Annotated in this window: 33 protein-coding genes; 7 read left to right on the top strand and 26 right to left on the bottom strand. The window is 66.1% G+C overall.

What is annotated here, in order from left to right; all coding sequences use genetic code 11:
• Positions 1-4 precede the first annotated feature (4 nt).
• The gene (locus OHA42_RS04815) at positions 5-1,042 is read left to right on the top strand and encodes an NAD-dependent epimerase/dehydratase family protein (protein ID WP_406234880.1); all 1,038 of its coding nucleotides are present in this window, start codon (positions 5-7) and stop codon (positions 1,040-1,042) included.
• Positions 1,043-1,047: 5 nt separating this feature from the next.
• Here OHA42_RS04815 and OHA42_RS04820 read toward each other — a convergent pair whose 3' ends face one another.
• On the bottom strand, positions 1,048-2,334 hold the full coding sequence (locus OHA42_RS04820; RefSeq protein ID WP_406234882.1) for a hypothetical protein: 1,287 nt from the start codon (positions 2,332-2,334) through the stop codon (positions 1,048-1,050).
• A gap of 358 nt (positions 2,335-2,692) precedes the next feature.
• Here OHA42_RS04820 and OHA42_RS04825 point away from each other — a divergent pair, with 358 nt between their 5' ends.
• The 6 genes from OHA42_RS04825 to OHA42_RS04850 all read left to right on the top strand — a co-directional run bounded on the left by OHA42_RS04825 (position 2,693) and on the right by OHA42_RS04850 (position 4,927).
• The gene (locus OHA42_RS04825) at positions 2,693-2,935 is read left to right on the top strand and encodes a hypothetical protein (RefSeq protein WP_406234884.1); all 243 of its coding nucleotides are present in this window, start codon (positions 2,693-2,695) and stop codon (positions 2,933-2,935) included.
• A complete protein-coding gene (locus tag OHA42_RS04830; RefSeq protein ID WP_406234886.1) occupies positions 2,932-3,123 on the top strand; it encodes a hypothetical protein in 192 nt (63 codons plus the stop codon). Before OHA42_RS04825 ends, OHA42_RS04830 begins: the two co-directional genes overlap by 4 nt.
• Complete coding sequence (locus OHA42_RS04835) at positions 3,120-3,425, top strand: hypothetical protein (protein ID WP_406234888.1); 306 nt, start codon at positions 3,120-3,122, stop codon at positions 3,423-3,425. Before OHA42_RS04830 ends, OHA42_RS04835 begins: the two co-directional genes overlap by 4 nt.
• Positions 3,422-3,703: a hypothetical protein gene (locus OHA42_RS04840; RefSeq protein ID WP_406234890.1), complete on the top strand. Its 282-nt coding sequence runs from the start codon at positions 3,422-3,424 to the stop codon at positions 3,701-3,703. The genes OHA42_RS04835 and OHA42_RS04840 overlap by 4 nt, the downstream gene beginning before the upstream one ends.
• Before the next feature lie 463 nt (positions 3,704-4,166).
• On the top strand, positions 4,167-4,454 hold the full coding sequence (locus OHA42_RS04845; RefSeq protein WP_406234892.1) for a Clp protease N-terminal domain-containing protein: 288 nt from the start codon (positions 4,167-4,169) through the stop codon (positions 4,452-4,454).
• Between the two features lie 92 nt (positions 4,455-4,546).
• Entirely contained in the window at positions 4,547-4,927 is a 381-nt protein-coding gene (locus OHA42_RS04850) for a hypothetical protein (RefSeq protein ID WP_406234894.1), read from the top strand.
• A 125-nt stretch (positions 4,928-5,052) separates the two neighbouring features.
• Here the strand turns inward: OHA42_RS04850 and OHA42_RS04855 are convergent, their stop codons facing one another.
• The 25 genes from OHA42_RS04855 to OHA42_RS04975 all read right to left on the bottom strand — a co-directional run bounded on the left by OHA42_RS04855 (position 5,053) and on the right by OHA42_RS04975 (position 23,839).
• Positions 5,053-6,060 (bottom strand): hypothetical protein, encoded by a 1,008-nt coding sequence (locus OHA42_RS04855; protein ID WP_406234896.1) that lies wholly within the window; start codon positions 6,058-6,060, stop codon positions 5,053-5,055.
• Between the two features lie 2 nt (positions 6,061-6,062).
• Positions 6,063-6,413: a hypothetical protein gene (locus tag OHA42_RS04860; RefSeq protein WP_406234898.1), complete on the bottom strand. Its 351-nt coding sequence runs from the start codon at positions 6,411-6,413 to the stop codon at positions 6,063-6,065.
• A gap of 6 nt (positions 6,414-6,419) precedes the next feature.
• Positions 6,420-6,737 (bottom strand): hypothetical protein, encoded by a 318-nt coding sequence (locus OHA42_RS04865; protein ID WP_406234900.1) that lies wholly within the window; start codon positions 6,735-6,737, stop codon positions 6,420-6,422.
• An 11-nt stretch (positions 6,738-6,748) separates the two neighbouring features.
• A complete protein-coding gene (locus tag OHA42_RS04870) occupies positions 6,749-7,993 on the bottom strand; it encodes a hypothetical protein (RefSeq protein WP_406234901.1) in 1,245 nt (414 codons plus the stop codon).
• Positions 7,990-8,307, bottom strand: coding sequence for a hypothetical protein (locus OHA42_RS04875; protein ID WP_406234903.1), 318 nt, complete (start codon positions 8,305-8,307; stop codon positions 7,990-7,992). The genes OHA42_RS04870 and OHA42_RS04875 overlap by 4 nt, the downstream gene beginning before the upstream one ends.
• A 10-nt stretch (positions 8,308-8,317) precedes the next feature.
• Positions 8,318-8,887, bottom strand: a complete 570-nt coding sequence (locus OHA42_RS04880; protein ID WP_406234905.1) for a hypothetical protein — start codon at positions 8,885-8,887, stop codon at positions 8,318-8,320.
• A gap of 98 nt (positions 8,888-8,985) precedes the next feature.
• Positions 8,986-9,393, bottom strand: coding sequence for a hypothetical protein (locus OHA42_RS04885; RefSeq protein WP_406234907.1), 408 nt, complete (start codon positions 9,391-9,393; stop codon positions 8,986-8,988).
• A complete protein-coding gene (locus tag OHA42_RS04890; protein ID WP_406234909.1) occupies positions 9,386-9,823 on the bottom strand; it encodes a hypothetical protein in 438 nt (145 codons plus the stop codon). The genes OHA42_RS04885 and OHA42_RS04890 overlap by 8 nt, the downstream gene beginning before the upstream one ends.
• On the bottom strand, positions 9,820-10,068 hold the full coding sequence (locus OHA42_RS04895) for a hypothetical protein (RefSeq protein ID WP_406234911.1): 249 nt from the start codon (positions 10,066-10,068) through the stop codon (positions 9,820-9,822). Before OHA42_RS04895 ends, OHA42_RS04890 begins: the two co-directional genes overlap by 4 nt.
• Entirely contained in the window at positions 10,065-10,853 is a 789-nt protein-coding gene (locus tag OHA42_RS04900; protein ID WP_406234913.1) for an N-acetylmuramoyl-L-alanine amidase, read from the bottom strand. The genes OHA42_RS04895 and OHA42_RS04900 overlap by 4 nt, the downstream gene beginning before the upstream one ends.
• 12 nt (positions 10,854-10,865) lie before the next feature.
• Positions 10,866-11,549 carry a DUF2744 domain-containing protein gene (locus OHA42_RS04905; protein ID WP_406234914.1) on the bottom strand — a complete coding sequence of 228 codons (684 nt, stop codon included), beginning with the start codon at positions 11,547-11,549 and terminating at the stop codon, positions 10,866-10,868.
• The gene (locus tag OHA42_RS04910) at positions 11,549-11,791 is read right to left on the bottom strand and encodes a hypothetical protein (protein WP_406234916.1); all 243 of its coding nucleotides are present in this window, start codon (positions 11,789-11,791) and stop codon (positions 11,549-11,551) included. Before OHA42_RS04910 ends, OHA42_RS04905 begins: the two co-directional genes overlap by 1 nt.
• A gap of 34 nt (positions 11,792-11,825) precedes the next feature.
• A complete protein-coding gene (locus tag OHA42_RS04915; RefSeq protein WP_406234918.1) occupies positions 11,826-13,511 on the bottom strand; it encodes a phage tail protein in 1,686 nt (561 codons plus the stop codon).
• 1 nt (position 13,512) lies between these two features.
• Complete coding sequence (locus OHA42_RS04920; protein WP_406234920.1) at positions 13,513-14,481, bottom strand: hypothetical protein; 969 nt, start codon at positions 14,479-14,481, stop codon at positions 13,513-13,515.
• Positions 14,482-14,484: 3 nt separating this feature from the next.
• On the bottom strand, positions 14,485-18,450 hold the full coding sequence (locus OHA42_RS04925; RefSeq protein WP_406234922.1) for a hypothetical protein: 3,966 nt from the start codon (positions 18,448-18,450) through the stop codon (positions 14,485-14,487).
• 12 nt (positions 18,451-18,462) lie between these two features.
• The gene (locus OHA42_RS04930) at positions 18,463-18,888 is read right to left on the bottom strand and encodes a hypothetical protein (protein WP_406234924.1); all 426 of its coding nucleotides are present in this window, start codon (positions 18,886-18,888) and stop codon (positions 18,463-18,465) included.
• Positions 18,846-19,205 carry a hypothetical protein gene (locus OHA42_RS04935; RefSeq protein ID WP_406234926.1) on the bottom strand — a complete coding sequence of 120 codons (360 nt, stop codon included), beginning with the start codon at positions 19,203-19,205 and terminating at the stop codon, positions 18,846-18,848. The genes OHA42_RS04930 and OHA42_RS04935 overlap by 43 nt, the downstream gene beginning before the upstream one ends.
• Positions 19,202-19,561 carry a hypothetical protein gene (locus OHA42_RS04940; RefSeq protein WP_406234927.1) on the bottom strand — a complete coding sequence of 120 codons (360 nt, stop codon included), beginning with the start codon at positions 19,559-19,561 and terminating at the stop codon, positions 19,202-19,204. Before OHA42_RS04940 ends, OHA42_RS04935 begins: the two co-directional genes overlap by 4 nt.
• Positions 19,562-19,638: 77 nt before the next feature.
• Positions 19,639-20,454 carry a hypothetical protein gene (locus tag OHA42_RS04945; RefSeq protein ID WP_406234929.1) on the bottom strand — a complete coding sequence of 272 codons (816 nt, stop codon included), beginning with the start codon at positions 20,452-20,454 and terminating at the stop codon, positions 19,639-19,641.
• A 67-nt stretch (positions 20,455-20,521) separates the two neighbouring features.
• Entirely contained in the window at positions 20,522-20,932 is a 411-nt protein-coding gene (locus OHA42_RS04950; protein WP_406234931.1) for a hypothetical protein, read from the bottom strand.
• Positions 20,929-21,177 carry a hypothetical protein gene (locus OHA42_RS04955; protein WP_406234933.1) on the bottom strand — a complete coding sequence of 83 codons (249 nt, stop codon included), beginning with the start codon at positions 21,175-21,177 and terminating at the stop codon, positions 20,929-20,931. Before OHA42_RS04955 ends, OHA42_RS04950 begins: the two co-directional genes overlap by 4 nt.
• A 2-nt stretch (positions 21,178-21,179) precedes the next feature.
• A complete protein-coding gene (locus OHA42_RS04960; protein WP_406234935.1) occupies positions 21,180-21,485 on the bottom strand; it encodes a hypothetical protein in 306 nt (101 codons plus the stop codon).
• Positions 21,482-21,916 (bottom strand): hypothetical protein, encoded by a 435-nt coding sequence (locus tag OHA42_RS04965; protein WP_406234937.1) that lies wholly within the window; start codon positions 21,914-21,916, stop codon positions 21,482-21,484. The genes OHA42_RS04960 and OHA42_RS04965 overlap by 4 nt, the downstream gene beginning before the upstream one ends.
• An 18-nt stretch (positions 21,917-21,934) precedes the next feature.
• Positions 21,935-23,155, bottom strand: a complete 1,221-nt coding sequence (locus tag OHA42_RS04970; RefSeq protein ID WP_406234938.1) for a DUF5309 family protein — start codon at positions 23,153-23,155, stop codon at positions 21,935-21,937.
• 9 nt (positions 23,156-23,164) lie between these two features.
• Positions 23,165-23,839: a hypothetical protein gene (locus OHA42_RS04975; RefSeq protein WP_406234940.1), complete on the bottom strand. Its 675-nt coding sequence runs from the start codon at positions 23,837-23,839 to the stop codon at positions 23,165-23,167.
• Between the last annotated feature and the right edge of the window lie 10 nt (positions 23,840-23,849).

The following is a 23,849-nucleotide window of genomic DNA, read 5'->3' on the forward strand; positions in this document are numbered from 1 at the left end:
CAGGGTGACGCGAGTTCTCATCTTGGGCGGGTCCTGGTTCCTTGGTCGCACCATCGCCGAACAGGCGGTAGAACACGGTTTCGAGGTGACCACATTCCGGCGGGGCCACACCGGCACCGACGTCGAAGGCGTGACTACCATTCGCGGGGACCGCACCAACCCAGATGACGTGGCCCAACTGACCGAGGCCGGCCGCTGGGACCTGGTCATCGACACGTCCAGTTTCGTGCCGCGCGAGACACTGACACTGGCGCACACCCTGGAACCAGTCACAGATCGCTACCTGCTGATATCGACGGTCTCGGTGTACGAAGGCTGGCCGGTCGAGCCATTGGCCGAAACCTCCGCCGTGCTGGAATGCCCGTCGGATGCAGGCCCCGACTATGGATACGACGGCAACCCTGGCCCGAGCCAGTACGGATTCGGTAAGGCAGGCTGCGAGCGAGCGGTCATCGAAACCTTCGGCGCCGACCGCACCGCGGTCCTCCGGCCCGGTGTCATCCTCGGTCCGATGGAATACGTTGGACGCCTCGAATGGTGGCTGCGCCGTTTGCAGCAGGGCGGGCGCGTACTCGCTCCTGGCCGCCCCGAACGTCCGATCCAGCCTGTGGACGTGCGCGATGTCGCCAAGTTTGCGCTCGAACCGGATCTGACCGGAATCATGAACGTCACTGCCCCCGGGCGAGAAACGATGGGCGATCTACTGAAAGCCTGCCGTGCCGCGACTGGCAGTACCGCGGTCCTCGAGTGGGTCACCGACGAGCAATGGCTTGCCGAGCAAGGCATTCGGCAGTGGACCGAACTACCGCTGTGGCGCACCTACAAAGGCGCATGGGCAGTCGATTCCCATCGTGCGCGGGCCGCCGGATTCTCCAGCCGTCCGATACGCGAAACCGTTTCGGACACCTGGGCGTGGCTCAACAGCGGAGGCGCAGCCATCGAACACGAACGCGCCACCGAGCTGGGGATCACACCCGAGCATGAGCACGCGATCCTCGGACTTTGGGATGCTGCGCAACTCGACCACTGCGGAGCCGAATAAGCGGACTACGACGGCGGGGGAAGTGCTCGCATCGCCGAGGTTCGAGCCAACGAAACAGCGGTGAAATCCTCTATCGCGCTGCCGAGTTGGATTGCCTCGACGGCACCCCGATATCTGGTGGTCCCGAGTACTCGCGCGAGTGAGTGCAGCCGTTGCGCAATGGCTTCTGTCCGGCGCGTTGGAGGCAGCATGAATACCGGCCCCAGCGCATCCTGCGCGCCTGCCAGATCGCCGAGAAGCGTTCGCGCAGCACCGAGGTCGACTTGCGCACTGATAGCACCAGCCCCCCACCGTTGCTTTTCCGGGATGAGCGCGAATTGTTCGATCGCCGCTTCGGCCTCCCGTTCTGCTTGATCACCGTCACCCAGTGCGACGTAGGCAGCACCAGCGCAAAGACCTCGCCGCGCACGGTCGAACGCCAGCTCGCCCGCGATTTCGTCGAGGAACGGGTCGCCGCCTGCTCGGTCGAGTTCAGTTGTGGCAGATTCCAGTTCGTCGCGGACTTCGCCGCGAGCGCCGATCAGCGCGAGAGCCCGCGCGTTCACGCTGTGCAGGCGCACCCTCGCTGTCCCGGCAGGCGCGCTTTCGAGCGCCGCCGCGGCAATCTTCGTCGCTCGCCGCGGGTACCCGGACCAGAACGCGGCGGTGACCTGAAGCGCCCGTGCCCACGCTTGCAGCGACGGATGGTCAATCACGTTGCCGTAGGTGTAGGCGGCTCGCGCCTGTTCCTCGGCTGCGCCGACCAGTCCCAGGTCCCACGAGACCGATGACAGGAGCCCACAGACCTGGCCTGCGAGCAGGTATAACTCGGCTTGTTGCAACGGTTTATGAGTTCGGTCGAGCTGGACATAGATGGTGTCCCGCAGCGCGACCAAGTCGGTCAGCATTTCCAGCGGCGGCGTGATGTAGTAGGCCCGCGCGGCGTTACCTGCTGCTGCGTGCAGATGTTCCAGGGCGGAGGGGTCCAAGGCTGAGGCCGCTTCGATGGCGTGGCTCACCGATTCATGCGCTGCGTTCACAGCGAGCTCCTGTTCAGTGACGTTTCGAGACTGGTGCAGGGGTGGCCCGGTCAGCACGGCGATCGGCTCGCCGAACCAGGTCTCGAGAACCTGTGTCGCAGCCTCTCGTGGATGGCCGGTGTTGCCCTCGAACCATCTCTTCGCCGCGCTTCGTGAGACTGCGACGCCTAATCCGAGAGCCTTGGCCTTGTTGCTGAACTCCCGTTGGAAGTCAGCCGTGCCGAGCCCTTGTTTCAGTGCGAGCTGTTCCAAGCGGGTACGCGGTCTGTCCATGCCACCTCCACCCATCGCCAACGGTATGCCCATTGCACCGCGTGGCGGGAGGGCCCGAATCGAAATGGGCCAAATGTGGGCCAAAGTGGGCCGAATTGGGCCACGTTGTGAACCCCTGCTCCGCGCGAAGGTGGGACTGCACCCGGCGCCGGGTCGATGGGAAACGCTTTGATCTCCCCCGACAAGGCACCCACCTAAGTTCGTGTCCCACAACGCGAATCCCGGTGGGCTGATCATCCCCGGCGCCGAGTGCCTCCACAACGAACAGAACACATACCGCGCCGAGGGGTACCACCATGCCCGCACCAGTCAACATCGCCGTCGCCATCATCGCTCTGCTCTACGTGAGGTGGGTCGTGTGGGCTATCGGACGCCCCGCGAAACCAGCACCCAGAGCAACAGCCGAGGCGGACCCCGAGCGGACGGCCCGATGATCGCCGTAGCCGCGCCCGACGTCCTCGACCGCTGGCGGCAGCAACCCTGCGACGACACACACGTCGAGAACATCGAGCATGCCCGCTTCGCGCTGACCGCTCACTCCGGCCACGGCTGCACGCAGTTCGATGCCGCCTTGCGCCACGTCTCGCGGGTGCTGCCATGAAGGACATCACCTGCGGCTTCGCGCCGACGTGGCGGTTGTCGCCCACCGAACCATCATGGATCGCGAATGTCGAACGAGCGCATGGCATCGAGACCCTCCATCGCAAAATGCATCCCGACTTCGAGTGCACGCGATTGAAAGCGGCGCTCGCCTACATCGACGACGTCAAAAGGCAGGCGAGCGCATGACGCAAACCGCAGCCGCAGCCGCAGCCGCAGGGATCGTCATCCCGCACACACACTTTGACGGCCACGGCCGCTACCACACCTCCTACAACGGCGACGAAGCCGTATGGGTCCCCGATGAAGACGGCGTCATCCGCGTCGACTACTGGGTATCCATCGACGACGACGGCGACCCCTGCGAATTGCGCGGAGCCGAACTCGGCGCGTGCTTCGACAACATGCCCCGCAGGCTGTGGGACGAAATCCGTTGGGCCTACGAACGCATTCGTGACCAGGAGCGCCGATCCGCATGGAGCACAAAATGACCCACGACCACCTCAGCGGAATGGGCGAATGCCTCACCGACCCCGGACCGCTCAGCCATGACGACGCCGTCCATGTCATGGCCATGCATCACTCGTGTCCTGATGAGTGCTGGCCGCAGAGGCGAGCGCGCGAAACCTTCGACGCGGAGTACACCGCAAGCTTCTTCCCGATGGATTCGCCCAGCCCGGATGACACCAAACTCGCTCGACTGCTCCGCGAAGCAATCCGCCTCACCCCGAAATCTCCCCGCGTCAAACAGCCAGTGGAGCGCGGGTAGGGGTGCCCGGGCCGGTCCGTGTACCGGCCCGGGCAATCACCCCTGACGTGAAATGCGGACCAACCCGGGGTTGGGCCGTTTCAACCCCCTGATGGAGGCACACATGAAGTTCACTATCAGAGCCGCCCTTGCCGCTTGCGCTATCGGTGCGGCGCTAATCGGTGCGGCCCCGGCTGTGGCACAACCGATCAGCCCGGTCGGGTGGTGCCCATTTGGCCATGTCGACCCCAGCAATGACAACTCCGCATGCCGAGGTAGCGACTCCGCCACCTGGCCGCGCGTGCCTGCGGACCCGCACGGCAACCCGCTGATGAAATGCAACGAGTATCACGACGGGGAACACGTCTCCACCGTCGACAAGGACGGGACGTTGGCTAGATGGATCTGTCAGCACGTGTCGCCGGTGTTCGATAGCCCATACTGGGAGTGGACCGAGGTTGTCTACGAGTAAGGGGCTGGATCGATGACCGAGCTTCCTCTAACGCCGAGGTTGGCACGCCTGTTGGCCGCCGCCGAAGACATCGCCGGCGAACTCGGCAAAGAGGTGGTCGGAGTTGACCATATGCAGCTGGCGATCCTCGCCGACGCCGACGCGGTACCCACGCAGGCCATGGCGAGGTTGGGGTGGGATCCGTCCGAGCTCACCACTGCGCTCGAGGCACTGATCGCCACGCCCAGCTACAGCAATCCGTCGTACCGAGCGAGGCGGCTGGACGGGCGAGTATTCACCGAAGATACGCGCGCCGAATAACCGCGGCAGCCAAAACGCCGAACGCACCCCGACCCGTAACAGGGTCGGGGTGCGTTCGTATGGAACTGGCAACATCAACAGGAGGGGAATCCATGAGAACCACCATCGTGCTGGCGATCGCCGTGATGTCCATAGCCGCTGGGGGATGCGCCAGCGACGCAGGTGATTCCGCCACACCGAGCTCCACCACCTACACCGTGCAGCCCGCAATGCCGGACCGGACCGGACCGGCCGACCCGCCACCCACCACCACAGCAGCCGCGGCGTCGGACCTGAGAGCGCAGTCGTGCCAGGATATCCTGCCGATGCTCGACGAGATGCGAGCCACCGACCCCGCCGCCGCCGCGCGAATGGCTCAGCAAACGATCGACTGGTTCCCCACCAGACCAGAATGGGCCGGTCTCAGTGAGGCTGACCGCGCAGCGACCATTGCGGGGGTCCGCGACGCAGCAGCCGGGTCATGCCCTTCCTGAACGTGCAGGACAAAGCGGCCGACCCGCTGTGCGGGTCGGTGCCGGTCAGGTGATGCGGGCGAATGTGCCCGCGCCACCGTTGACCCTGAGACGGTTGGTGTGACTGCCGGCTATCTGCTTGATGTTCAGGTGATGGTCAGGTTGGTTGTCGCGCCGGCGGTGATCGTGCCCGCCCCGGAACCATTCGAATTCATCTGCACGCCAATGCTGGTGATGCCGGTGAGGTTGACGCCAGTCGCGGTGACCGTGCATGTTCCAGAGGCGCTCGTGAGTGTCGAACCGGGTGACCCGATCACGTTGCCGGACTGATCGACCAACCGGATCGTGTGCTGCCGAGCACTGAAATTTCCTGTGTACGGCACCGATGCCGCAGCGCTGGCATTGGTCTTGCTGCCCTGCACGACGAGGCGATCGCTGGCGACCGAGCTCCCCGAGTAGGTGCCAGTGTTCGCGGTCCATGAGGTGATGTCCACCCATGTCGACGACGTCGCCCACGACTGGGTGCCGGACTTCGTCATACCGCTGGGGGCGAACGTCACCACGGTGACGGCTGCGGCCGGGGTCACGGCGATATCGACGCTGGCCGTGGTTATGGCCACCGGGACTGGGCCCGCGGCGGGGACAACCGATACGGCCACCGGTGCCGCGATTGCCGTGGCCGCCGCCACCAGTGTCGACGGCTCGACCGTTGCGGACACGGTGGCTGCTAGTACTGCCGTCGGATGGCCGCTTACACCGGCGGTTACGTCGATGCTTGTCACTGCGGCGATCACTGCGACCGGTGTGATCGTGGCGGCTATCGACATGTCGATAGCCGTGGCCGCGAGCACTTCGTCGAGGACCGGGGTTACCGCTGGCGCCACCTCGATGGCCACCTCGGCGAGGACGGCGGTCGATACTTCGACCGCTGCCACGGCAGCCAGTTCGATGGCGACATGCGCGACAGGCCACGGCACCACTTGCCAGCTCGCCGCCGGAATGACATCGATGAAAACAACCGCGGCCACGACCGGGGTGAACCGCGGCGCCGGCGGGAAGGGCTCGATCCTGGTGTCGGGACCGGGCATCCATGCCGAAGCGAGGTCGGGGACCGGGAACGGCTCGACTCGCGCGTCCGGACGGGGGAAGTCCACCGTTAGGTCCAGGCGACGTAACCGGCGTCGGAGGACGGTGTCACCTTGACCTCGCCCGCTGGGCTGACCGTGGCATCGGCAGTGTCGATGATGTCGCGCAGCGTGGAGCCCGACCACCGGCACATGTGGGTGTAGCTGCCCGCAACAACCGTGAAAGTGAGCTGCGAGCCGGTCACGACGCCGCCGGACGCCGCGCCCCAGGTCGTGGTTTGGCGCGAATATCCGCCGCCTGTGGCTTCGTTCGCGGTGCCTGCCGAGCCGGGGTTGCCGGTGTGCAGGGAGTAGGTGGCACCCAGCGAAGCCCAGTGGTCGGCGGCAGAGTTCGCGGTGGCGAGAACACGGAGGGACATCATGGGCTCCTAGGGTGAGATCGGGGAACGCATGGCGTGCCCGGTTTTCCAGTGGAAGTCGGCGGTGGCCGCGCCACCGTCGAGCGGGTAGTGGATGAACATGTCGAAGCGGGTGGTGTGCGGGATGATGTCGGCGCCGCAGAGCTCGGACTCGACGCCCCAGGACACGGTGTTGCCGTCGACGGTGGCGGGCCAGGTGATGGCGTTGGCCCACACGATCTCGGCGGTCGTGCCCGCCGGCAGTGGCGTGGGTGATGTGCGGGAGTAGAAGAAATCACCGCGGTTGAGGTTGAGGTTCTCGATGATCGGTTTCCAGCCAATCGACATGGCGCCCTCCTTCAGAACGGCGTCAGGATGCGCACGGCATTCCATGACGCGGAGTTGTTGAACGGCGTCCGCGAGACTCGCAGTCCCGCATAGGAATTGGTGCCGGGCACCAACCCGTTCAGGTCTGCCAGCAAGACGACCTGTTCGTTGATCTCGATCCAGGCGCCTTCGCCGTTGACGGAGAACGCGACAGCGGCGCCGTTGCTCACGGTGACGGGCGTGCTGGTGTAGGTGAACAACGTCGGTGCTGTGAGGCCACCGGTGAATCGGGAGATAGAGACGCTGCCCGAGAGGAAGTTCGCTATCAGGCCCGATGTGCCGGTCGAGTTGGTGCGCAGCACCAGGCTCGCGGGCGCGGACCCGTTCGGCGCGATACTGCCGCCGATCACGGCCTCGACGCGTTGTGCGCCGTGAGTGACTCCGGTGTTTCGGATCAGTCCGCGACTGCCATCGGTACCGCCGGTGGTCGCCCACGATCCGGACACGATCGCGGCGTCCGCGCCGAGCTGCGTCCACCCGTTGCCGGGCGGTCCATTCGGTCGCCCGAAGTCATCGGCGACGACCTGCACGAGCCAGCCGATGTCGATCTGAAAATCAGGTGGCTGATCGAACAGTCGGTACTTCTTCTGCTCACTCCAGGCGCTCGTCTGGTTGAGGAAGTTCAACCCGCGACGACCGGGTGCGGCGGCGAGATCTGCTGGTAGCCAATGCTGTAGCCGCAATACATCGTTGATGTAGACGCGGACCAGCCGATCACGGTCTACCAGGATTTTCAGTGTGTACCAGGAGCGGTTCATCAATCCGGACATGGTGCCGGTACTGACGATCGTCTCGATCTCCGACAGGTTTCGGTAAACCATGATCCGAATGGAGCAATCCAACGACACCGCGTCGCGGTAGATGGCAATCAGCGGCATGCCGATCAGGTCAGCGAAACCGACTCTCGCCCACGACGGCGAAATCGCTGCCGCCCAGTACTGAACCTGAATGACATTGCCGTCGATATTCAGATCGAATTCCGAACCCCAGGACGAGGTGAACGGCATCTGCTCGTAGGACACGCCACCCACCTGGAACAAAGTCTCCGAATAGTCGGCGATCTTGAGAATGTTGTTCTCGAGCCACACCGTGCGGTTGGAGTTCGTGCGCCGCCACGGTGGCAGGATCGCCGGCTCGTCCGGACGGGCGTGCGCAGCATCGAGGTCGCGCCATCCCGCCCACGCCCACGGCAGGTTGCGCCGCAGCAGGAAGCTCAAGCGTCCTCGACGAAGGAGATCGTGCCCTCGTTTTTGGTGATCCACTTGCGGATATGGAGCAACGCACCACGATTACCGCGCAGCCCGACGGGATCATCGACGCTGACCAGTGCACGGAAAGCATCCGGGGTTTCGTTGAATCGCGCGATCGCCGCGTCGATCAACGGAATCGCTTGCGACACAGGCGTCATGTCCCAGTGCAATTCAGCCAGTGATTCGACCGCGAATGCGGCCGTCCACAGTGCCACGCGTGACGGACCGATTTCGAAATCGGTCATGAATCCGCCAGTTTTGTCGATGTGCTCGAATTTCACGGCACCCCTCCTACGGTTCATCCAGGTAAACACCAGCCACGCAGACTTGAAGAACGGTCGGTGGGGTGTCCCCATCGATGTCGGTGACGTAAACCCAAAACCGTTCTTTGTCGTCGACATCGACGGTCAGCGCGGAATAACTTCTCCGGTTCACGACCGGGTCGAGAGTCCCTGTGTGAGCAGTCCTGTACGTCGTGTTCGTGACATCCCAGATACGCGTCTCGATCGTGACGCCGTCGAGCTGCTCAACCAGCGCAATATGAATATCGGTGAGAATGGCGGTACGACCGTCGCGGACATTGAGTACCGGGCCGAGCAGCAGCTCGTTCACGCCGAGCAGCACCTCAGCCGAGGCGACCACGAATTCCAGCGACCATTCCACCGACGCCGCATAGGCTATGTCGGCCTTTTCAGCGGCGTTCGCGGCCTCGTTCGCGGCGGCCTCGGCCGCGCTGACTGCCTCGTCAGCGGCACCCTGCGCGGCGATGGCCAGAGTGAGGCTGTGGTCGATCGGCTCGATCACTCGATAGTCGAATTCGTCCTCGGCGTCTTCCCAGTGATCGGCGAATCCGCCCGACATCGATCCGATGGCGGTCGCTTCGGTCCAGCTCTGCCACTGCGCGAAGTCGCCATCCGTGGGCCGGATAGTCCCTGCGGGGATCTCGCCATCGGGTGAGCTCACGGCCTCGACGCCTCCCACTGCGCGAACGACATATGGTCGGGCAATGTCGTGCCCGCACCGGCGGCCGCGAGCTGCGCGCGAAAATGCCAGTTCGCGTCATAGACCAGGTACTCGCGTAGCTTCTCCTCGAACTCGCCGCGCTTCTTGTCGCGCGCGGTGAGCCGCTCCACCTCCACCGAGAGGTTCTCGACCTGGCGTTGCAGCGCAACCAGATCCGCCGCTTCTTTCTCGGTACGACGCTCGGCGCGACTGCGCCAGCGGCGCCCCAACGGCCCGAGGATCCTCGCCCACTGCTCACTACCCTCGGCGAGGGCCTGCCCCAGGTACTTCACCCCAACGGCCGCAGCGATCACGACCAGCACCCACGGTGGTAGCGCCTGCGCCACCGCAGTCACCTCACCCACGCGACCTCCTCGACGCGTCGAGCGCCGCCTCGGCCAGCACTGCGTGAATCAGCGCGCCGCCGAGGATCCACCCGACACCGGTACGCCACCCGTAGGTATCGCCGATCGACATGAGGTAGAGCAGTTGCCCGATGCCGAACGCCAGATATAGACCCATCAGAGTGCCGTGTGCGACTGCGGCGACCGGGAACCGGCGCATCGCCAGACCAGCCAGACCGACCACGGACGCGGCGAAGAATGCCGCGCCCCACGCTGCGAACGGGAGCGCGGCCTCGACGAAACCGAGGCTGCGCACCTCCACGTCGTCGGGCATCGCGAGGTAGTCGACGCCGCATCCGAGTGCCGCGAACAGTGCGCCGACTTGGAGAATCGTCGCTGCGAGGCGGTCGATCTCGATCGGTAGCAACGTCGCGCGGAGAGCGCCGATCACGGCAGCCCCCGAGGCGGGGCCGGCGGTAGCTTCGCGAGCGGCGTCACCACCGAACGCGCCCACAGTGCACCGCCGCCCCCGCCCACGATGAGCACCAGGCCGAGCAGCAGATCCGAGAGTTCCGCGTCGGCAACGTACTTCCTGATGAGGTAGGCAGCGATCGCGGTAAGGACCGGGGTCGCGCGCATGAGGATCGGCTCCTCGCGCCACGCCTTCGCGAGGCCGTCGACGAGTGCGTGCATCACTGCCCCGCCTTCTTCTCGGCCGGTGCGAGTGCGTCGAGCACCTGGTCGAGCTTCACCTCGAGGGCCCTCATCCGCTGCTCGGTGCGGAAGTCGGCGGCGTCGGAATTGAGCACGTAGCCCGCGAGGGTGTCGCGGTATTCCGAGTCGGCGACGCGCGACTGAAATCCGTACGTGAGCTCGAAGTGCACGCGGCGAAGCTTGTCGAGTAGCTCGCGCTGTTCCATATCCGAAAGTGCCACGGGTTCAGTACCTTTCAAACGGTCCGCGATGTCTGCGCGGAATCGGTTCATATCGAGGGCGCCGGGATCCCACTTGCCTTGCTTAGGTCCGGCCCACTCCTTGTGCCCGATCACGCGATCGGCGTCGTAGCCGAGGCGCCGCACAATCGCGGCGCAGCAACGCACGTAGGCGTCGTACTGCGCGGGCGACCATCCCTCGGTGCCGTTGTTGGCGGCCTCGATCCCGATCGTGTGATAGTTCGCGTTGTCCTCGGGCAGGCCGGGCCATGAACCGCGCCCGGCGTGCCAGGCAACGCCGACCGCGACGACGGTTGCCGTGCCGTCCTTGGCGAGATGGATTTGCGACAGCGGACCCTCGAGAGTTGGCAGGCCGTGGGCGATCTCGGATGGTGGCGTGTTCGATCCGCCGGTGTGGTGGCAGATCACGCCCCACACGTTCCCGAAATTGCCGTGTCCGCGGTCGCGCCAGTCGGGGAATTCGACAACGGGCACTCCCTCCTCGCGCAGGACATCGGCGAGCCAGACCGGGTCACCGCTCCATGTCATATCGTTCTCCGATCAATTTCCGAATTGGTTGCGGCGCTTGAGGATTCCGGCCCGTTTGCTGCCGTTCTCTTCGAGCCGTAGAACGCGATCGACCTCAGCCGGACTCGCGTTGCGTAGGTGGTCGAGAACCTTGGTGACGGTGTGATGGTTCGGGTTGAACCGCGTCATAGTTCCGACGCGGGCCCGCGGTTTGCGCGGCGGCTCGGGCCGCTCGGCGTCCTCGGCGGTGCGCTTCTCGTCGACCTGGCGGGCGAGCTCGGCTTGCATCGCGAGCGAGAGTTTCGAGATGTCGAGGCCGTGATCCTGGACAGGATCGGGTGGCTCGGGCTTCCAATCGCCTGCCGCACCGGCCGGGTTCAGCTCGCCCGCACGTGGCGGGTGGTAGTGGATGCGGCGCACGTCCGGGTTCGGCTGGCCGCCCCACAGATACATCCGTTCCGACCATTGTTTGAGGTAGGCGATCGGCATCAGCATCGATGCGCCCTTCATGCCCGGCAAGCCGACGAGCACGGGCAGCCATGCCTCTTGAGGGCAGTGCGGGTTGCACAGTGATGCAGTCGGGAAATGCCCAGCTGGCAGCTTCGGCGCATGGTCGAGACCGCACTCGAAATGGCACCACTCGCACGGGCACCCGACCGCTCCGCATGAGCATTTGCGGCGGCGCTTGCGCTTCTCGGTGGTGCGTCGGTCGACCATCACAGCACCGGCCGCAGCGCGCCGATCGGCGCCGCCATCACGCGACCGCGGTACCGCACCGGCACCTGTTCGAGCTCGTCGATCTCGTCGTCCTCGACCTCGTCGAACTGCGCGAGGCTGCCGACCATGTAGAGCGCTGCGGCGCGTTGCTTCGGCATGACGGCCGACCGGATATCGGGGAACCGGCGGCAGAGCTTCGGCGGGCATGGGGCCTGCCAGTAGACAAGCTGCGTGGACGACATAGGAGCCTCCAATCTCATTGGCGTGGTTGACAAGTCAGGCGTAGACGCCGAGGTCGTGCATGCCCGCGAGGACACCCTCGAGCTTCTCCATCGAGCGCTGCGCCGGGTCCTTCGAGGCGCTGTCGTCGCCGATCGTCGGCACGAACGACAGCTCTTCGGAATCGCTGTAGCGCATACGAATTCGCTTGATACGGTCCACGTGGATGCGGCCGGTGCGGTCGCCGAGCAGGCCGAACCCGACGCGGTCGCCGGTCCAGCAATGCCCCTTGCCCTGCTCGCCGAGGATCCACGGCGAACCGTCGCGGACATCCACGCTTGCGGAGAACTTTCGTTTCGTCGCGTAGAAACCGGCGCGCAACACGAGTAGCGATTGCAGCGTGTACGCGCGATCCGCGCCATCCTGGAAGTATTCGAAGAATCTCGACCAGCCCGAATTACTCGCTCGTGCAACGGATTTGACGGCCATCCAGGCGAGCAGCGTGTCGCTGTAGATCGGCGCCAAGATCGAGTCCAAAGCCCCGCCGATGGGCGGAACGCCGATCATGGCGGCGATCAAGTCGCCTGCCATGTTCACGATCACGCTCATGGCCTCGTTGACTCCGGCCATGCTGTGACCACCGACAACCACCTGTACGGCGGTCGCCTGCTTGCGCGTGATCTTCGATCTCTGGATCCCGGTCTCGTCGCCTTCGAGCCAGATCACATACGGCCTGCGCGGGTGGGTGAACTTCAGGCCGGGGATGCGGTAGCCGGGTACGTCGATCTCGTCGTCGGGGTTATCGACAGGATCGATGAAGTCGCTGACGAACTCGGCGACGGTGTAGAGCAGTCCGTCCCAGAGTGTTCCGCCGTTTGCGGTTCCCAGGTACAGGCCCGAGCGGTTCTCGATGTCGATCACCAGTGCGCCGGGGCGCAGTGTCTGACCGGCGATCGGGGCCGCGTCGCCGGGCAGGAACCGGCGCCACACGACCGAGAGCTCGGCGTCCTCGAGGATCGGCTTCGCCAGGTCGTGCCAGTTCTTGAACCGCGAGATCAGGATCGACCAGAGGATGCCGTCCTCGAGGTCATCCATGAACGAGTGCGGTTTGACGACCACCGACCAGTTCGACATGTCCAGGCCACTGGTCCAGCTCGCCGGAGAGAGCGGATCGTCAGGGAGCGCCCACCAATGCTGCTGCTCGCGGATAATCTGGAGGAACAGGGCCGTGAGCAGCACCCACCGCGCACCCCCGGCGAGCATGAATACGCGCGGAAATTGCAGGGCCGCAGGCAAATAACTGTTGCTCCAGACGGTGTACCACTTGACCGTCTCGTAGTCGCTGAGCCATGTGACGACCAGGACCTCTGTGCCGTCCTCGCGCTTCTCCGGACTGACCTCGTCGACGCGCCCGGTCCAACGTGCACCGTTCCAATGCATGTCGACGGAGATGTGGACGTTGAGTTTCTCGCCTCGATCGAGACGTCCCCATTCATCCCAAATCCATTGCGCCGCCCAGGAATCCCACGGGATCTCGGTAACTCCGGCACCGGTGTCGTTGTCGACCCACTCGAAATCACCCAGGTACTCGCCCGCGAGCCAGCCCTGCATGTTCCAGTCGCCGTCCCACAGACGCACCTCGGGCTCGTCGAGGCGGGCAGCGGCGAGCTGGCGATCACGCTCCTCGGTCAGTTCCCAAATCGCCTCGCACTCGGCCAGCAGATCGGCCGACATCACCGCCATGTCAGAATCTCTCGAGGCCCCACGGGCGCGACCAGTAGCGCGGCTGACGGAACAGGATGCCGAACGTGGCGGAGGTGACCTCGGACGCGGCAACGGGCAGCTCGGTCCACGGCGTGTACGGCGGGATGACGTACAGCAGGCGGTTGCCATCCATCAACGCGGTGAGGTTGGTGTCATGCGCGTCGACAATCGGCAGCTTCAGCCGGTCGACATTCAGCCGCGCGCGACTACCGTTCTCCGGACCGATCGACGGCGTCCACAGCATGCGCTCGGAATCGTCCCGCTTGGTGCGGAAGTCGACACCGGGCACTCGGGCGCCCTTCGGTCCGGTCCAGGACACGTCGGGTATCCCGGCGATACCGTCACCGGTGACGAGCACCTCGTGCTTCATGGGCCGATCGCACGGGTTGCAGACCCAGATCGTGCCCTCGCCGGACTCCTCGCCCTCGTCGATCTCCCACCCCGCCGGGTGCTCGTCGTCGCCGAGCCAGTCGTCTTCACGCCACATCGGCTGACCAGCGACCAGGGTCACCGGCAACAGCGAATGCCCGTAGTCCCACGGATCGGTGTCCATGTCCATGATCGGGCTTTCGAGCAGCAGGACATCGAGCCAGCGCCGACCACTGCGCGGCGTCGTGACGACCAGACGCGACGGGCCCGCCGCCGGATCCCAGGGGTCGACCTCATAGTCGAACGCCATCCGGAGCTTGGAGTCGATCTCTGCCCATTCCTCCGGATCGTCGCTGAACGCGCCGAGGCCGAGCTGTAGCTCACGGTGGGGACGGGAAGGCCTGCCGGAGGTAGCGCCGACCTGGAAGGCGCCGCGCTTCATGCCCACCTTCACCGGTGCGTCGAACAGTCCCTGCGGTTTCGTGCCGAGCACCACGTTCTGGTCACCGGCGTTCTCGCCGGCGAGGCAGAAATACGATCCATCGCAGCCATACAGCTCGACGGTGGCATAGACGCTCAACGGTCAGAACCTCGATCCTGCGGCCATGGCCGTGCGGGCCTGCTCGCGCCGCCATACGTTGATTGCCTCGTACACGTCGGCGACCACGACGTTCAGGTTGTTGACGGTCTTCTCCAGCCCCTCGGCCATGCCACCGAACGGAGTCGCGCCCAGCTGTCCGCGCAGCGCCGTCTCGCCGGCCTTCGCAAATCCGCCGCGCGCCTTGTCGAGCGCGGTGTTGACGGCGGCGGCCCGGTCGAACGAGCCGTCGGTGATGTCGGCGGTGCCGTTGACGCTGGTCGTGTCCGACGCCGCGGTGCTCGCCGACGAGCTGCTCGTCAACGACGACGGCATGTTGTCGACCCACACCGGGATCGCGGTGCCGGACGGCCGCGAGGTGGCCGCACCCGACGAGCTCGTGCCGCCGCTGGTGCCGGGTCCGCCGGTTCTGCTACCCCCGCCGGACCCGAGACCACCGGATCCGCCGGTGCTCGCGCCGCCGGTGTCGAGGCCGCCGCCGAGAGGATTGCCGCCGAGCGGCCAATGCCACTGCTTCGGGAAGTTGGACGGATCCTGCGCGCCCGCACCGACCTCGACGCCATCAGCGCCGGACGATTCGAACTTGAGATCACCGGTGCGCCCGGACATGTGCCCGTTCGTGCCGCTGCCGCCGTCCGTGCCGATGGTGATGTCGTTCGGCCCACCCGGGCCGGGCTGCCAGCCCAGGGCCGCGAAATCGCTGTCGGTCGTGAAATATCGCTTGTTCGTGGGCTTTCCGGTGGCCGCCGCCCACGCGCCGCCCGCGATACCCGAGCAGTCCCACGACGGGTTACCGGTGCCGCCGTACTGATATTTCTTGCCCGCCTCGCCGCGCAAGAAGTTCTGTACGTCGACCAGGCCGCCGCCCGCGAATCCGGGCAGCCCGTTGACCATGAGGTCGAGCAGCCAGTCCGGCGGCGTCCATCCGGCGTTGATCGCCTCCAGGAACGGCAGGTTCTTGCCGGTCGCGAGCGCGTTCACCACGAATTCGCGGTTGGACAGCATCGCGAAAATCGAGTCCGATGTGCCGGTGCCCGCGCCGGACACCAAACCGCCGTCGCGGAACTTCAACATCGCGTTGCCGAGGTCTTGAGCGATCCCCGCGCCGGGGATCTCCCAGGGCCCGATCTTGCTGGGGACCTTGGCGAGGATGCCGCCGAGGGCGTGGATGGCCGGGCGCAGGGCGTCGGCGATGCCTGACCAAGCGCCCTTGACCACGTCACCGGCCTTGCCGAACGCCTCGCCGACGATCCCGATCCCGGTCTTGGCCTTGTCGAAAACCGGTGACACGACGTTGCCCCAGACCGATGAGATCGCCGATCCGATGCCGTCGAAAACCGGTGATACGACGTTGTCTTTCAGGAACGTGAACGCGTCACCGAGCAGTCCGACGCCGATTTTGACGCCCTCGAACGCCGGGGTGACGATGTTGTTCCACCAGCCAGAAATGATCGAGCCGACGGCGTCGAACGCGGGCTGCATGATCCCGGTCCACCACGCCGAGATCGCGTCACCGATCATGCCGATCGCGGTCTGGAAATTGTGGAAGATCGGCGCCCCGACGTTGTCCCAGAAATACGAGATCACGGCACTGACCGCTGTAAACGCCGGGGTGACAATCGAATTCCACCACCACGAGATGACATTGCCGACGATCTCGAACGCCGTTTTCACCCCGTTGAACGCGGGCTGCACGATGTTGGTCCACCACGCTGAGATCAGCGAGCCGATGAAACCGAATACCGGCTGGAACACGTTGGTCCACAGCCAGTTCGCCTTGTCGCCGATCCACTGGAGACCGGTGAGAATCCATTGCCAGGCGACTTTCAGGAATTCCCAGGTTGCCGAGACGGCGGTCTTTATCCCGCCCCAGATCGCCGTCCACCATTTCTTGCCGACCTCGGTCTTGGTGAAGAACGCCCACAGCGCGACACCGATGGCGGTGACGGCGAGGATGATGATGCCGATCGGCCCGGTCGCGAAAGTCATTGCCGCGCCGAACGCGCGGGCCGCCACGGCACCCGCGATCAGCGCGACGCGGTGCGCGGCGAGCGCGATCGTGTTGCCGGTCAGTGTGAGCGCGCTACGACCCATGGCGGCTGCGAACACGCCCTGCGCGACCGAGCTGGCGAAGGTGATCGCGTTCCACACCAGCATCGCTGCACCGATCACCCGGAACGCGGTGGAGGCCATCAGCAGATACGGGGCCAGCGGAGCCATGTGCGAGACCACCGTCGCCAGCGGCGGCGCGATCGTCGCAAGAATGCTCGCCCACGGAGTGAACGCCTGCACCAGCGCCGGAATCAGCGGGGCGAGCCGCCGCATCACCTCGCCGAGGGCGGGCATGATGATCTGGGCCATGTTGACCAGGCCGGGTGTTGCGTCCCGGACGCCTTGGCCGATGGCGGCGAATCCCGGCGCGAGCGACGCGGCCGAGATCTGGCCCATCTGCCGGAACAGCGAGATGAGCGGCATCGCTACGTTTCCGACGTTCTCGAACACCTGCCGGAATTGACCCAGCGCCCCGCGGATCTGCTCGGGGGTGATGCCCGCCAATTTGTGGCCGAGGTTGATGAAAAAGTCGTTCGCGGACGTGCTGGAGTCCTGGAATGCGGTGGCCGCCGTCGCCGCGAATTGCAGCAGGCCGCTGCCCAATTCGCCGATCCCGACAACGTCTTTGTTGAGATGCTGGAAGAAAACACCCGAGGCGTCGCCGATGCGCTGGATCGCGCCGATGGTGGCCGGGCTGGTGAGCGAGTCCCCGATGCCTTGGCCGATCTGCCCCAGGTAGACAGACATCCACCCGAATTTGCCGCGCACCATATCGATTCCGACGCCTACGCGCTGGAATGCGGGCTCAAGCTCTTTCGAGAACCGGTCGACCATTTCCATGCGCATGGTGCGGAATGCCTTGAGCATCGGCCCCATGCGCTTGCCGACCATCGTGTTGAACGCGTCGTCGGCGTCCTTGAACTGTGCGGTGAAAGTGCCGGCCGCGTCGGTGAGCCCCTTGAAACCGATCTTCAGCGCGAAGATCGCCGGGCCACCGAGACCGGCCGCCGCGCCCGCGAACGCACCGAGCGCGAGCGCGCCCGCAGTCAGCACTGAGACGAGCGCGCCGCCGATCATGGTGCCCAGTCCAGAGATCACGCCGATGGCGGTAGCCGCGCCGACGGTGGCGATGGCCAGCTTCCGAGCGAAGTTGGTCATCATGCTCGCGACCCGCACCACGGCTTGCAGCAGCAGAAACGCCGCAGTGATCTGGCCGATCTCTCCGGCCACACGGCTGGCGATGGCCGCGATGATGCGCAGCATGCCTGCCAGACGCACGAGACCGGTCGAGGCGACCTGCCGCAACCCGACCGCGGCGATGAACGTGGCCGCGCTGAAACTGCGGACGACCCGGGCCGCCAGGCTCATCGTCGTGGCGATCGTGCTGGCGTTGATAACGAACAGCCGCGCGCCCTGCGTGGCGACGGTCAGACCGACGCCGATCCCGCCTATCCCGCTGGTGAATCCGTTCCGGATACGTTCGGCGGCGGACCTGCCGCTCGACTCGTAGTCCTCGCTGCGGACGCCATCGGAGATTGCTTTGCCAGCATCGCGCCCTGCCTTCTGTCCGCCCGCGACGAACCCGGCCCGGAACCGGCCTGCGGCGTCACGGCCCGCGGCCTCGAAGTTCGCGCTGCGGATACCCGAGGTGATCGCCGAACCGGTATCGCGCCCGGCTTTCGCCCCGGTGGCCTTGAGTCCGAGCCCGAGTCGAGTGCCGGCCGCGCGGCCCGTCGTCTCGAAGTTCGCGGCCTGGATACCGGAGGTGATCGCCGAACCGGTATCGCGGCCCGCCTTGCGCCCGACGGCGGCCAGATCAGTGGAGATCTGACGTTCGATCCTGGCGCGGATACTCCGGACGGTGGGGATCACCTCGAGAGTTGCGTACGCGGTCGACAAGAGATCACCCCCTCACTCCGTGGATTTGGCGCCCATTGCGCGGTTGCGGCGCACGAACCGGTCCTGGACCTTGCGCGTCGCGCGACGGCGCGCGGCCGTAATGGCGCGTTGGGCAGCGGATTTCGGGCGTCCGGCGTGCGGTTGGCCGGTCAGCGCCTGATAGACGTCGGCGAGCAGATATTCCAGTACGCCCCACCGCGGCATGCCGTCGTTGTAGTGCGCCGCGATCGCCGAATCACCGGGCAGATCAACGATGCGCACCCAGATCTCACGCAGCGTGAGCAGCGGCACCCCGGCGGCGTCGACCCGCCACCGGTCGCTGTAGCGGATGTGGTGGAAGCGGGATAGATCCCGCTCCACCTTGTCCGGTACTTCGCGCAGCAGCCGCAGCAGGGTCAGGAGTTTCCCTGCTCCTCGAATCCGGCGGCCTCCGCCCAAGCGTCGAGCATCGAGCCGTATTCGGAGTCGAACGGGTCGGTGTCGAGGAACTTCTTGAACTCCTCGGGGCCGAGCAGCTTTTCGAGTGCCAGGGTGCCGCGACGTTCGTCGAGTAGCCGGGCCACGCCCTTGGTGCGGTCGAGGTTCGCGGGCGCGGTGTAGACGACCCCGCCGTGCTCGAAATCGACGGTCTCGGCGGCCTCGGCCTCGCGCTGCGCGGCGGGCTTGAGGTGGTCCTGTGGCTCGCGGACACCGGCGGGCTTGTGCGGGGTGGCGCGCTTGGTGGGCGCCTTACGCGGGGAACGGGGTGCGGTCATGATGGCGTGATTTCCTCTCCTTGCGAATCGAGGCGCAACCCTTGCGTCTCGAGCAGATAGCGGCCGACCTCGGCGAGTAGCGGGCCGGTGTTGGTTGCGTCGACACCGGCGGCGGCCAGTTCGCCCGCGAATGCGCCGAGTTGGCGCGCGGTCGAGCTGCCGCCGGGGGTTGCGGCGGCCTCTCCCTGCCGGGCGGCTTGTACGGCTGCCGCGAGCCGGGCGCGGTCGCGCTGCCGGTAGTTGCCGTGCTCGTCGGCTAGGCCGAGCTCGGCGGCGGCGGCGCGGATCTCGTCCTCGGTCGGCAGGCGCGGGCGCGAGACGCCCGGCCCGCCGGTCGAAGGGTGGGGGTGGGACATGCGTGGTTCCCTGCTGGCGTGATTCGAGGGTGCGACCGGGGCGGCGAACCACGCCAGAACTCCGCCCCGGCCGCGTCTTACGGCGCGTCCTCGACCTTGATGCCGGTCGCGCCGGTGAGGCCGGTCGTGTCGGCGGTCAGCAGCGAATTCGCCTGTCCGGCGAACTCGCCCTGAAGGGTGACCGTCCACGGGCCGCCCGCCGAGCCGGTCACGGCGACGTTGCCGGTGCCGAGGATCGCCTCGAGCGCGGCCTGCACGACGGTGGCCGCGGCGTTGTAGACGATGTTCCCGGTCGGGGTGCCGAGGTAGCCCAGCTTGAAGTTGCCCGCGGTCGCGGTGCCCTGAATCGTGACGAGCTGCACCTCGTGAACCGGGGTGTACTGCCGCGTGTACAGCAGGCCATCACCGCGCGCGAAGATATCCGCGGTCACCTCGTGGCCGGTCGGATCGCTCTCGTTCCGGTCGAGGTTCGGAATCCAGCACGTCGAGGGCCGGGCCGTGATCAACCGCTCGGGCAGCCCGAGGTCATTGACGAACTCGAACCCGAGGATGAAATTCCCGGGGCGTGGCACGCGGATCTGGGTCGCAGACGAGCCGGGGTGCGCGATGCGCCGGGTCGTGTTGTTCGACTCCAAGCAGGTGAAAACCCTGTTTTCCTTGTAGTTCTTGTATCCCTTCTTGTAGAGCCCGATACCCCACCCGAAGTGCTCGGTGGTGTCCCACTCGCGTGCGTTCTTGACGCCGTCGTCGCCGTTGAGGATGCCGAGGTTGTCCCACGTCGCATCGAATTCGTCCTCGATGGTCGCGGGCATCGTCGGCGACAGCGTCTTGCCGACGAAAATCGCTGCGTCAGCGAAGATTTGGACGGCGTCGGGATTGCGTTCCAGAGACATGCGGGATCCCCTTTCGTGAGGATTCGTGATTTCCCCACCCGGGAATTGGGGCAGGTGACAGCGGCGGTTAGACCGCGAGAGTGCGAGCGAGCGCCCGCACCGTGGTCGAGCACATGACGCCCGTGTTATTGGGGTCGGTGTCCTCGACGAGGCTGGTCGGATCGGCGATCGAGGCGATGCCCGGAATGCGGTGCGCGAGCAGCACGCCGAGGCAGCGCCCCGCAATGAGACGCGACCGGTCCCGCCCGGCCGACCACACGGTGATCCGCAGAGTCGGCGAGGTGCTCACCGGCCACGCCATCGGGCCGGAGTCATCGAAAACCACCACGGCGGGCGCGGCGGCGGGCGTCCAGTCCGACGGCAGGACCATGCCGAACGTCGGCGCCGGCGGGCCGACGAGCGTGGGAACCACGCTCGCGAGGTAGTCCTTTGCAACCCGCGCCGGATCGGCGGGGACGCGGAAGGGCTTCCCGCTCATAGGTTCCCGCGCACGATGAGCCCGGCCGCCGCTGCGGCCTTGGTGAGCGCGCCGTGCTTGGCCTGCCGGTAGGCGGGGACGCTGACGGCCGCCGCCTGTCGGTCGGTGGTGTACCGGTACACCCGGGCGCCCTTGCCCGCCTGCGTGGCAACGCGGTTCGCGAGCGCCGCCACGTCGTCGCCGAACGCCGTGCGCAGCAGGCGACCGACCTCGCCGTGGTTCAGGGTCACAGTGATGCGCGCCATGGCTACCCCTCCCCGCTACTGCACAGAACGACGGTGCCGGTTCGGCCGGTGTACGGTGACCGCCACTGTTCTACCTGCACTCGGCAGCGGCGCCCGCGCACGGTCACCTCGTCGCGGTTGGTGATGTCCAGCTCGGGCATGTGATAGATCGAGAACTCGACGCGGTCGCCGTCGCGCCCGCGGTCGACATACTCGGCGGTCGCGCCCGGGGCGACGGCCCGCACGGCGAGCGCGGCGTCGACCCACGGCAGCGGGTTGCCGTCGCCGTCGATCCCCCCGCCGCGGTGACGGGTGACGTTCTCGCTCACGGGCGCACCGGGATTGTGTCGACCGTGAACGCCTTTTGTCCGCCTCCCAGACTGCCCAGCCCGGCGAGTTCTTCGCGGTCCTCGGCGGTCAGGTACAGCGTGCCCGGATCGTTGCCGCCGTAGGTATTTGCGATCGGGAACGGGCCGAGCCCTTCAGACTTGGTCCGCACCCCTTCTGGATTGCGTACGTGGCGCAGGATGACCCGGCATACCACCTTGACCACGCGCGCCTGCGGAATCGCCTGCGGGGTCGGCGGGGTCGGCGGGGTCGCGTAATCGTCGATGCGCTGCTGCATATCGGGGAACTCGGCAAGTATCGAATCCTCGACATCGTCGACGAGGACGCCGAGCATCGCGTCGGTTATGTCGGCAGGAAACGGGCCGGGGCCGATCCAGCGGTCACGGACGTTCTGAGCGGTTGCCCATGGCATGAGTCGGCCCCCTTCCGGTCAGGCGTAGAGCCCGCGCAATACGCCGTGCGCGGCCTGGTTGCCGTACTTGAGCCCGATCTCGCCGTAGATCTGCGTCTTGTCGGACGCGCCGACCTTGGCGAGTTCCTCCTCGAACAGCACCCCCTTGCCGGGGATGTTGAGGAACACGGGGTCGATCTGCTCAAGGGAGATCACCGAGATCGCGTCGGCGGGCAAGGCGCGCTCGACAACGATGTTCAGCGTGCCGAAATCGGTGACGATGGTTTGCATGTCGACACCGCCGACGTTGCGGGTACCGGCCATGATTCCCGCGGTGCTCGAGTAGGCGGTCGCGTATGCCTTGGAGATGGCGCGCTTCTGCCCGGACGGCACGAACAGGGTTGCGGTGCCCTGCTCGGTGATGCCGCCGTTGTCGAACACCGACTGCAACAGGGCGCCGATCACGTCGGGGGTTACGACGGTGGCGGCCTTGATGCCGTAGAACGACACGGTCGCGGTGCCGACGGTGATCGGCGTACCGCCCTTGGTGGCGCTCACCTTGAACGACGCGGTCGTCGAGTTCTGCACCACCCAGTACGCGCGATGCGGCACGATCGCGGTCGACGCCCCGACATCGGTGAAAACGACCTTGTCGTTCACCACGAGGTTGTGGGTCACGGTGATCGTGTCGGTTGCCGCCGTCGCGCCCACGGTGAGCGGGTTCGACGAGTCGGCGACCTGTGCGTTCGAGGTGAGCGCACCGAGGATGCCCTGAGTCTGCCGCGCGGTCGCGTTCGTGGTCGGCTTGACCTTGGTGCCATGCCAGAACACGAAATTCACGTCGCGGGCAATCTGCTTGAGCGACTGCATGATCTGCCACGAGTGCTCGGTACCAACTGGATTCGGCTCACCGGCGGCGGAGATGAACGGCGCCGCGGTCACGGTGTTGTACTGGCCGGTCGCCGCCTGCTTGGTGTAGCTGGTCTCGACGGACTCGTGAAAGATCTGCACGACGTTCTCGACGTTCGCGCGCACCCGTTCCTCGCCGTTGGGTGCGGCGGCACCCTCGAGGCGGGGCCGGTTCGCGGCGTCGCGCAGGTCGTAGGTCTGCCATTCGAACGCGGTCGAGTCGGTCTGGCCGCCACCGCCGATACCGCCCGCCGCGGACAGCAGCGGAGTATCGGCCGGGGTGAGCGCGTACAGCTCGCCGTGGAAGTTCGGCAGGTTGAAAGTGGTGCCGATTCCGGTGATTCCGGACATTTCAGCCTCCTATCGGGCTTGTCGTTGCTGCGCCGACCGCTGCTCTTTGAGCGCGATAGCGCGGGTGAAGTCCCGGTTCTTCTGTGCCTCGGCGATCTGCTCGTCGAGGTTCGGAGTCTGCGGGGTGCGCCCCTCGCCGGGCACGTAGGTGCCTGGTTGGGGCTTGGGTGTGGCACCACCGGCCACGAGTTCCGCGAGCCTGGCCGCTTGCTTGGCGATGGTCGCCTCGTCCGCGCCGGTGAGGAACGTTTCGGCGTCTTCGTCCGAAAGCTGGTGCTTAGCGGCGTATTTGAACCGCAAAGCCTCGTGCTTCGCGGTCGCGGCTTCGGTCTCGAGTTCGGCCAGGCGCTCGGCCTGCTTCTGGGCGTCGGACTTCTGCGCGTCCTCGAATGTCTTGACCTTGGCCTCGGCCGCTTTCTGCGCTTTCTCGGCTTCCTTGCGGGCCAGCCGTTCGGCCTCGAGCGCCTTCTTTCCGCCGTCGCCGAGGCCGTCGTCGGCCGCCGGTTCGGCCGGCGCCTTCGGTTCGGTCGTCGCAGGTTGCGGGGTGGTCGTCGGTTCCGGGGCGGTGCTAGGAGGGTCGCCCTCCTGAGATGCGCCGCGTACCGGCCAGATCGGTGCGCCGTTGCGACGCACGCCGAGTGCGGTTCCGAATGTCGGGTGGACAGGCAGAATCGTGGTTTCCATTGGTGGTGCT

It is taken from the genome of Nocardia sp. NBC_01009 (assembly GCF_045208035.1).
Taxonomy (GTDB): domain Bacteria; phylum Actinomycetota; class Actinomycetes; order Mycobacteriales; family Mycobacteriaceae; genus Nocardia.

Excerpts from the sequence above, each read along its gene's own strand:
- OHA42_RS04845 (WP_406234892.1), top strand. The coding sequence starts at position 4,167 with ATGACCGAGCTTCCTCTAACGCCGAGGTTGGCACGCCTGTTGGCCGCC.
- OHA42_RS04860 (WP_406234898.1), bottom strand. The coding sequence starts at position 6,413 with ATGATGTCCCTCCGTGTTCTCGCCACCGCGAACTCTGCCGCCGACCAC.
- OHA42_RS04965 (WP_406234937.1), bottom strand. The coding sequence starts at position 21,916 with ATGCCATGGGCAACCGCTCAGAACGTCCGTGACCGCTGGATCGGCCCC.
- OHA42_RS04820 (WP_406234882.1), bottom strand. The coding sequence starts at position 2,334 with ATGGACAGACCGCGTACCCGCTTGGAACAGCTCGCACTGAAACAAGGG.
- OHA42_RS04955 (WP_406234933.1), bottom strand. The coding sequence starts at position 21,177 with ATGGCGCGCATCACTGTGACCCTGAACCACGGCGAGGTCGGTCGCCTG.
- OHA42_RS04830 (WP_406234886.1), top strand. The coding sequence starts at position 2,932 with ATGAAGGACATCACCTGCGGCTTCGCGCCGACGTGGCGGTTGTCGCCC.
- OHA42_RS04880 (WP_406234905.1), bottom strand. The coding sequence starts at position 8,887 with ATGTCGGGCGGATTCGCCGATCACTGGGAAGACGCCGAGGACGAATTC.
- OHA42_RS04915 (WP_406234918.1), bottom strand. The coding sequence starts at position 13,511 with ATGGCGGTGATGTCGGCCGATCTGCTGGCCGAGTGCGAGGCGATTTGG.
- OHA42_RS04850 (WP_406234894.1), top strand. The coding sequence starts at position 4,547 with ATGAGAACCACCATCGTGCTGGCGATCGCCGTGATGTCCATAGCCGCT.
- OHA42_RS04970 (WP_406234938.1), bottom strand. The coding sequence starts at position 23,155 with ATGTCCGGAATCACCGGAATCGGCACCACTTTCAACCTGCCGAACTTC.
- OHA42_RS04910 (WP_406234916.1), bottom strand. The coding sequence starts at position 11,791 with ATGTCGTCCACGCAGCTTGTCTACTGGCAGGCCCCATGCCCGCCGAAG.
- OHA42_RS04835 (WP_406234888.1), top strand. The coding sequence starts at position 3,120 with ATGACGCAAACCGCAGCCGCAGCCGCAGCCGCAGGGATCGTCATCCCG.
- OHA42_RS04935 (WP_406234926.1), bottom strand. The coding sequence starts at position 19,205 with ATGACCGCACCCCGTTCCCCGCGTAAGGCGCCCACCAAGCGCGCCACC.
- OHA42_RS04865 (WP_406234900.1), bottom strand. The coding sequence starts at position 6,737 with ATGTCGATTGGCTGGAAACCGATCATCGAGAACCTCAACCTCAACCGC.
- OHA42_RS04900 (WP_406234913.1), bottom strand. The coding sequence starts at position 10,853 with ATGACATGGAGCGGTGACCCGGTCTGGCTCGCCGATGTCCTGCGCGAG.
- OHA42_RS04945 (WP_406234929.1), bottom strand. The coding sequence starts at position 20,454 with ATGTCTCTGGAACGCAATCCCGACGCCGTCCAAATCTTCGCTGACGCA.
- OHA42_RS04950 (WP_406234931.1), bottom strand. The coding sequence starts at position 20,932 with ATGAGCGGGAAGCCCTTCCGCGTCCCCGCCGATCCGGCGCGGGTTGCA.
- OHA42_RS04840 (WP_406234890.1), top strand. The coding sequence starts at position 3,422 with ATGACCCACGACCACCTCAGCGGAATGGGCGAATGCCTCACCGACCCC.
- OHA42_RS04940 (WP_406234927.1), bottom strand. The coding sequence starts at position 19,561 with ATGTCCCACCCCCACCCTTCGACCGGCGGGCCGGGCGTCTCGCGCCCG.
- OHA42_RS04905 (WP_406234914.1), bottom strand. The coding sequence starts at position 11,549 with ATGGTCGACCGACGCACCACCGAGAAGCGCAAGCGCCGCCGCAAATGC.
- OHA42_RS04975 (WP_406234940.1), bottom strand. The coding sequence starts at position 23,839 with ATGGAAACCACGATTCTGCCTGTCCACCCGACATTCGGAACCGCACTC.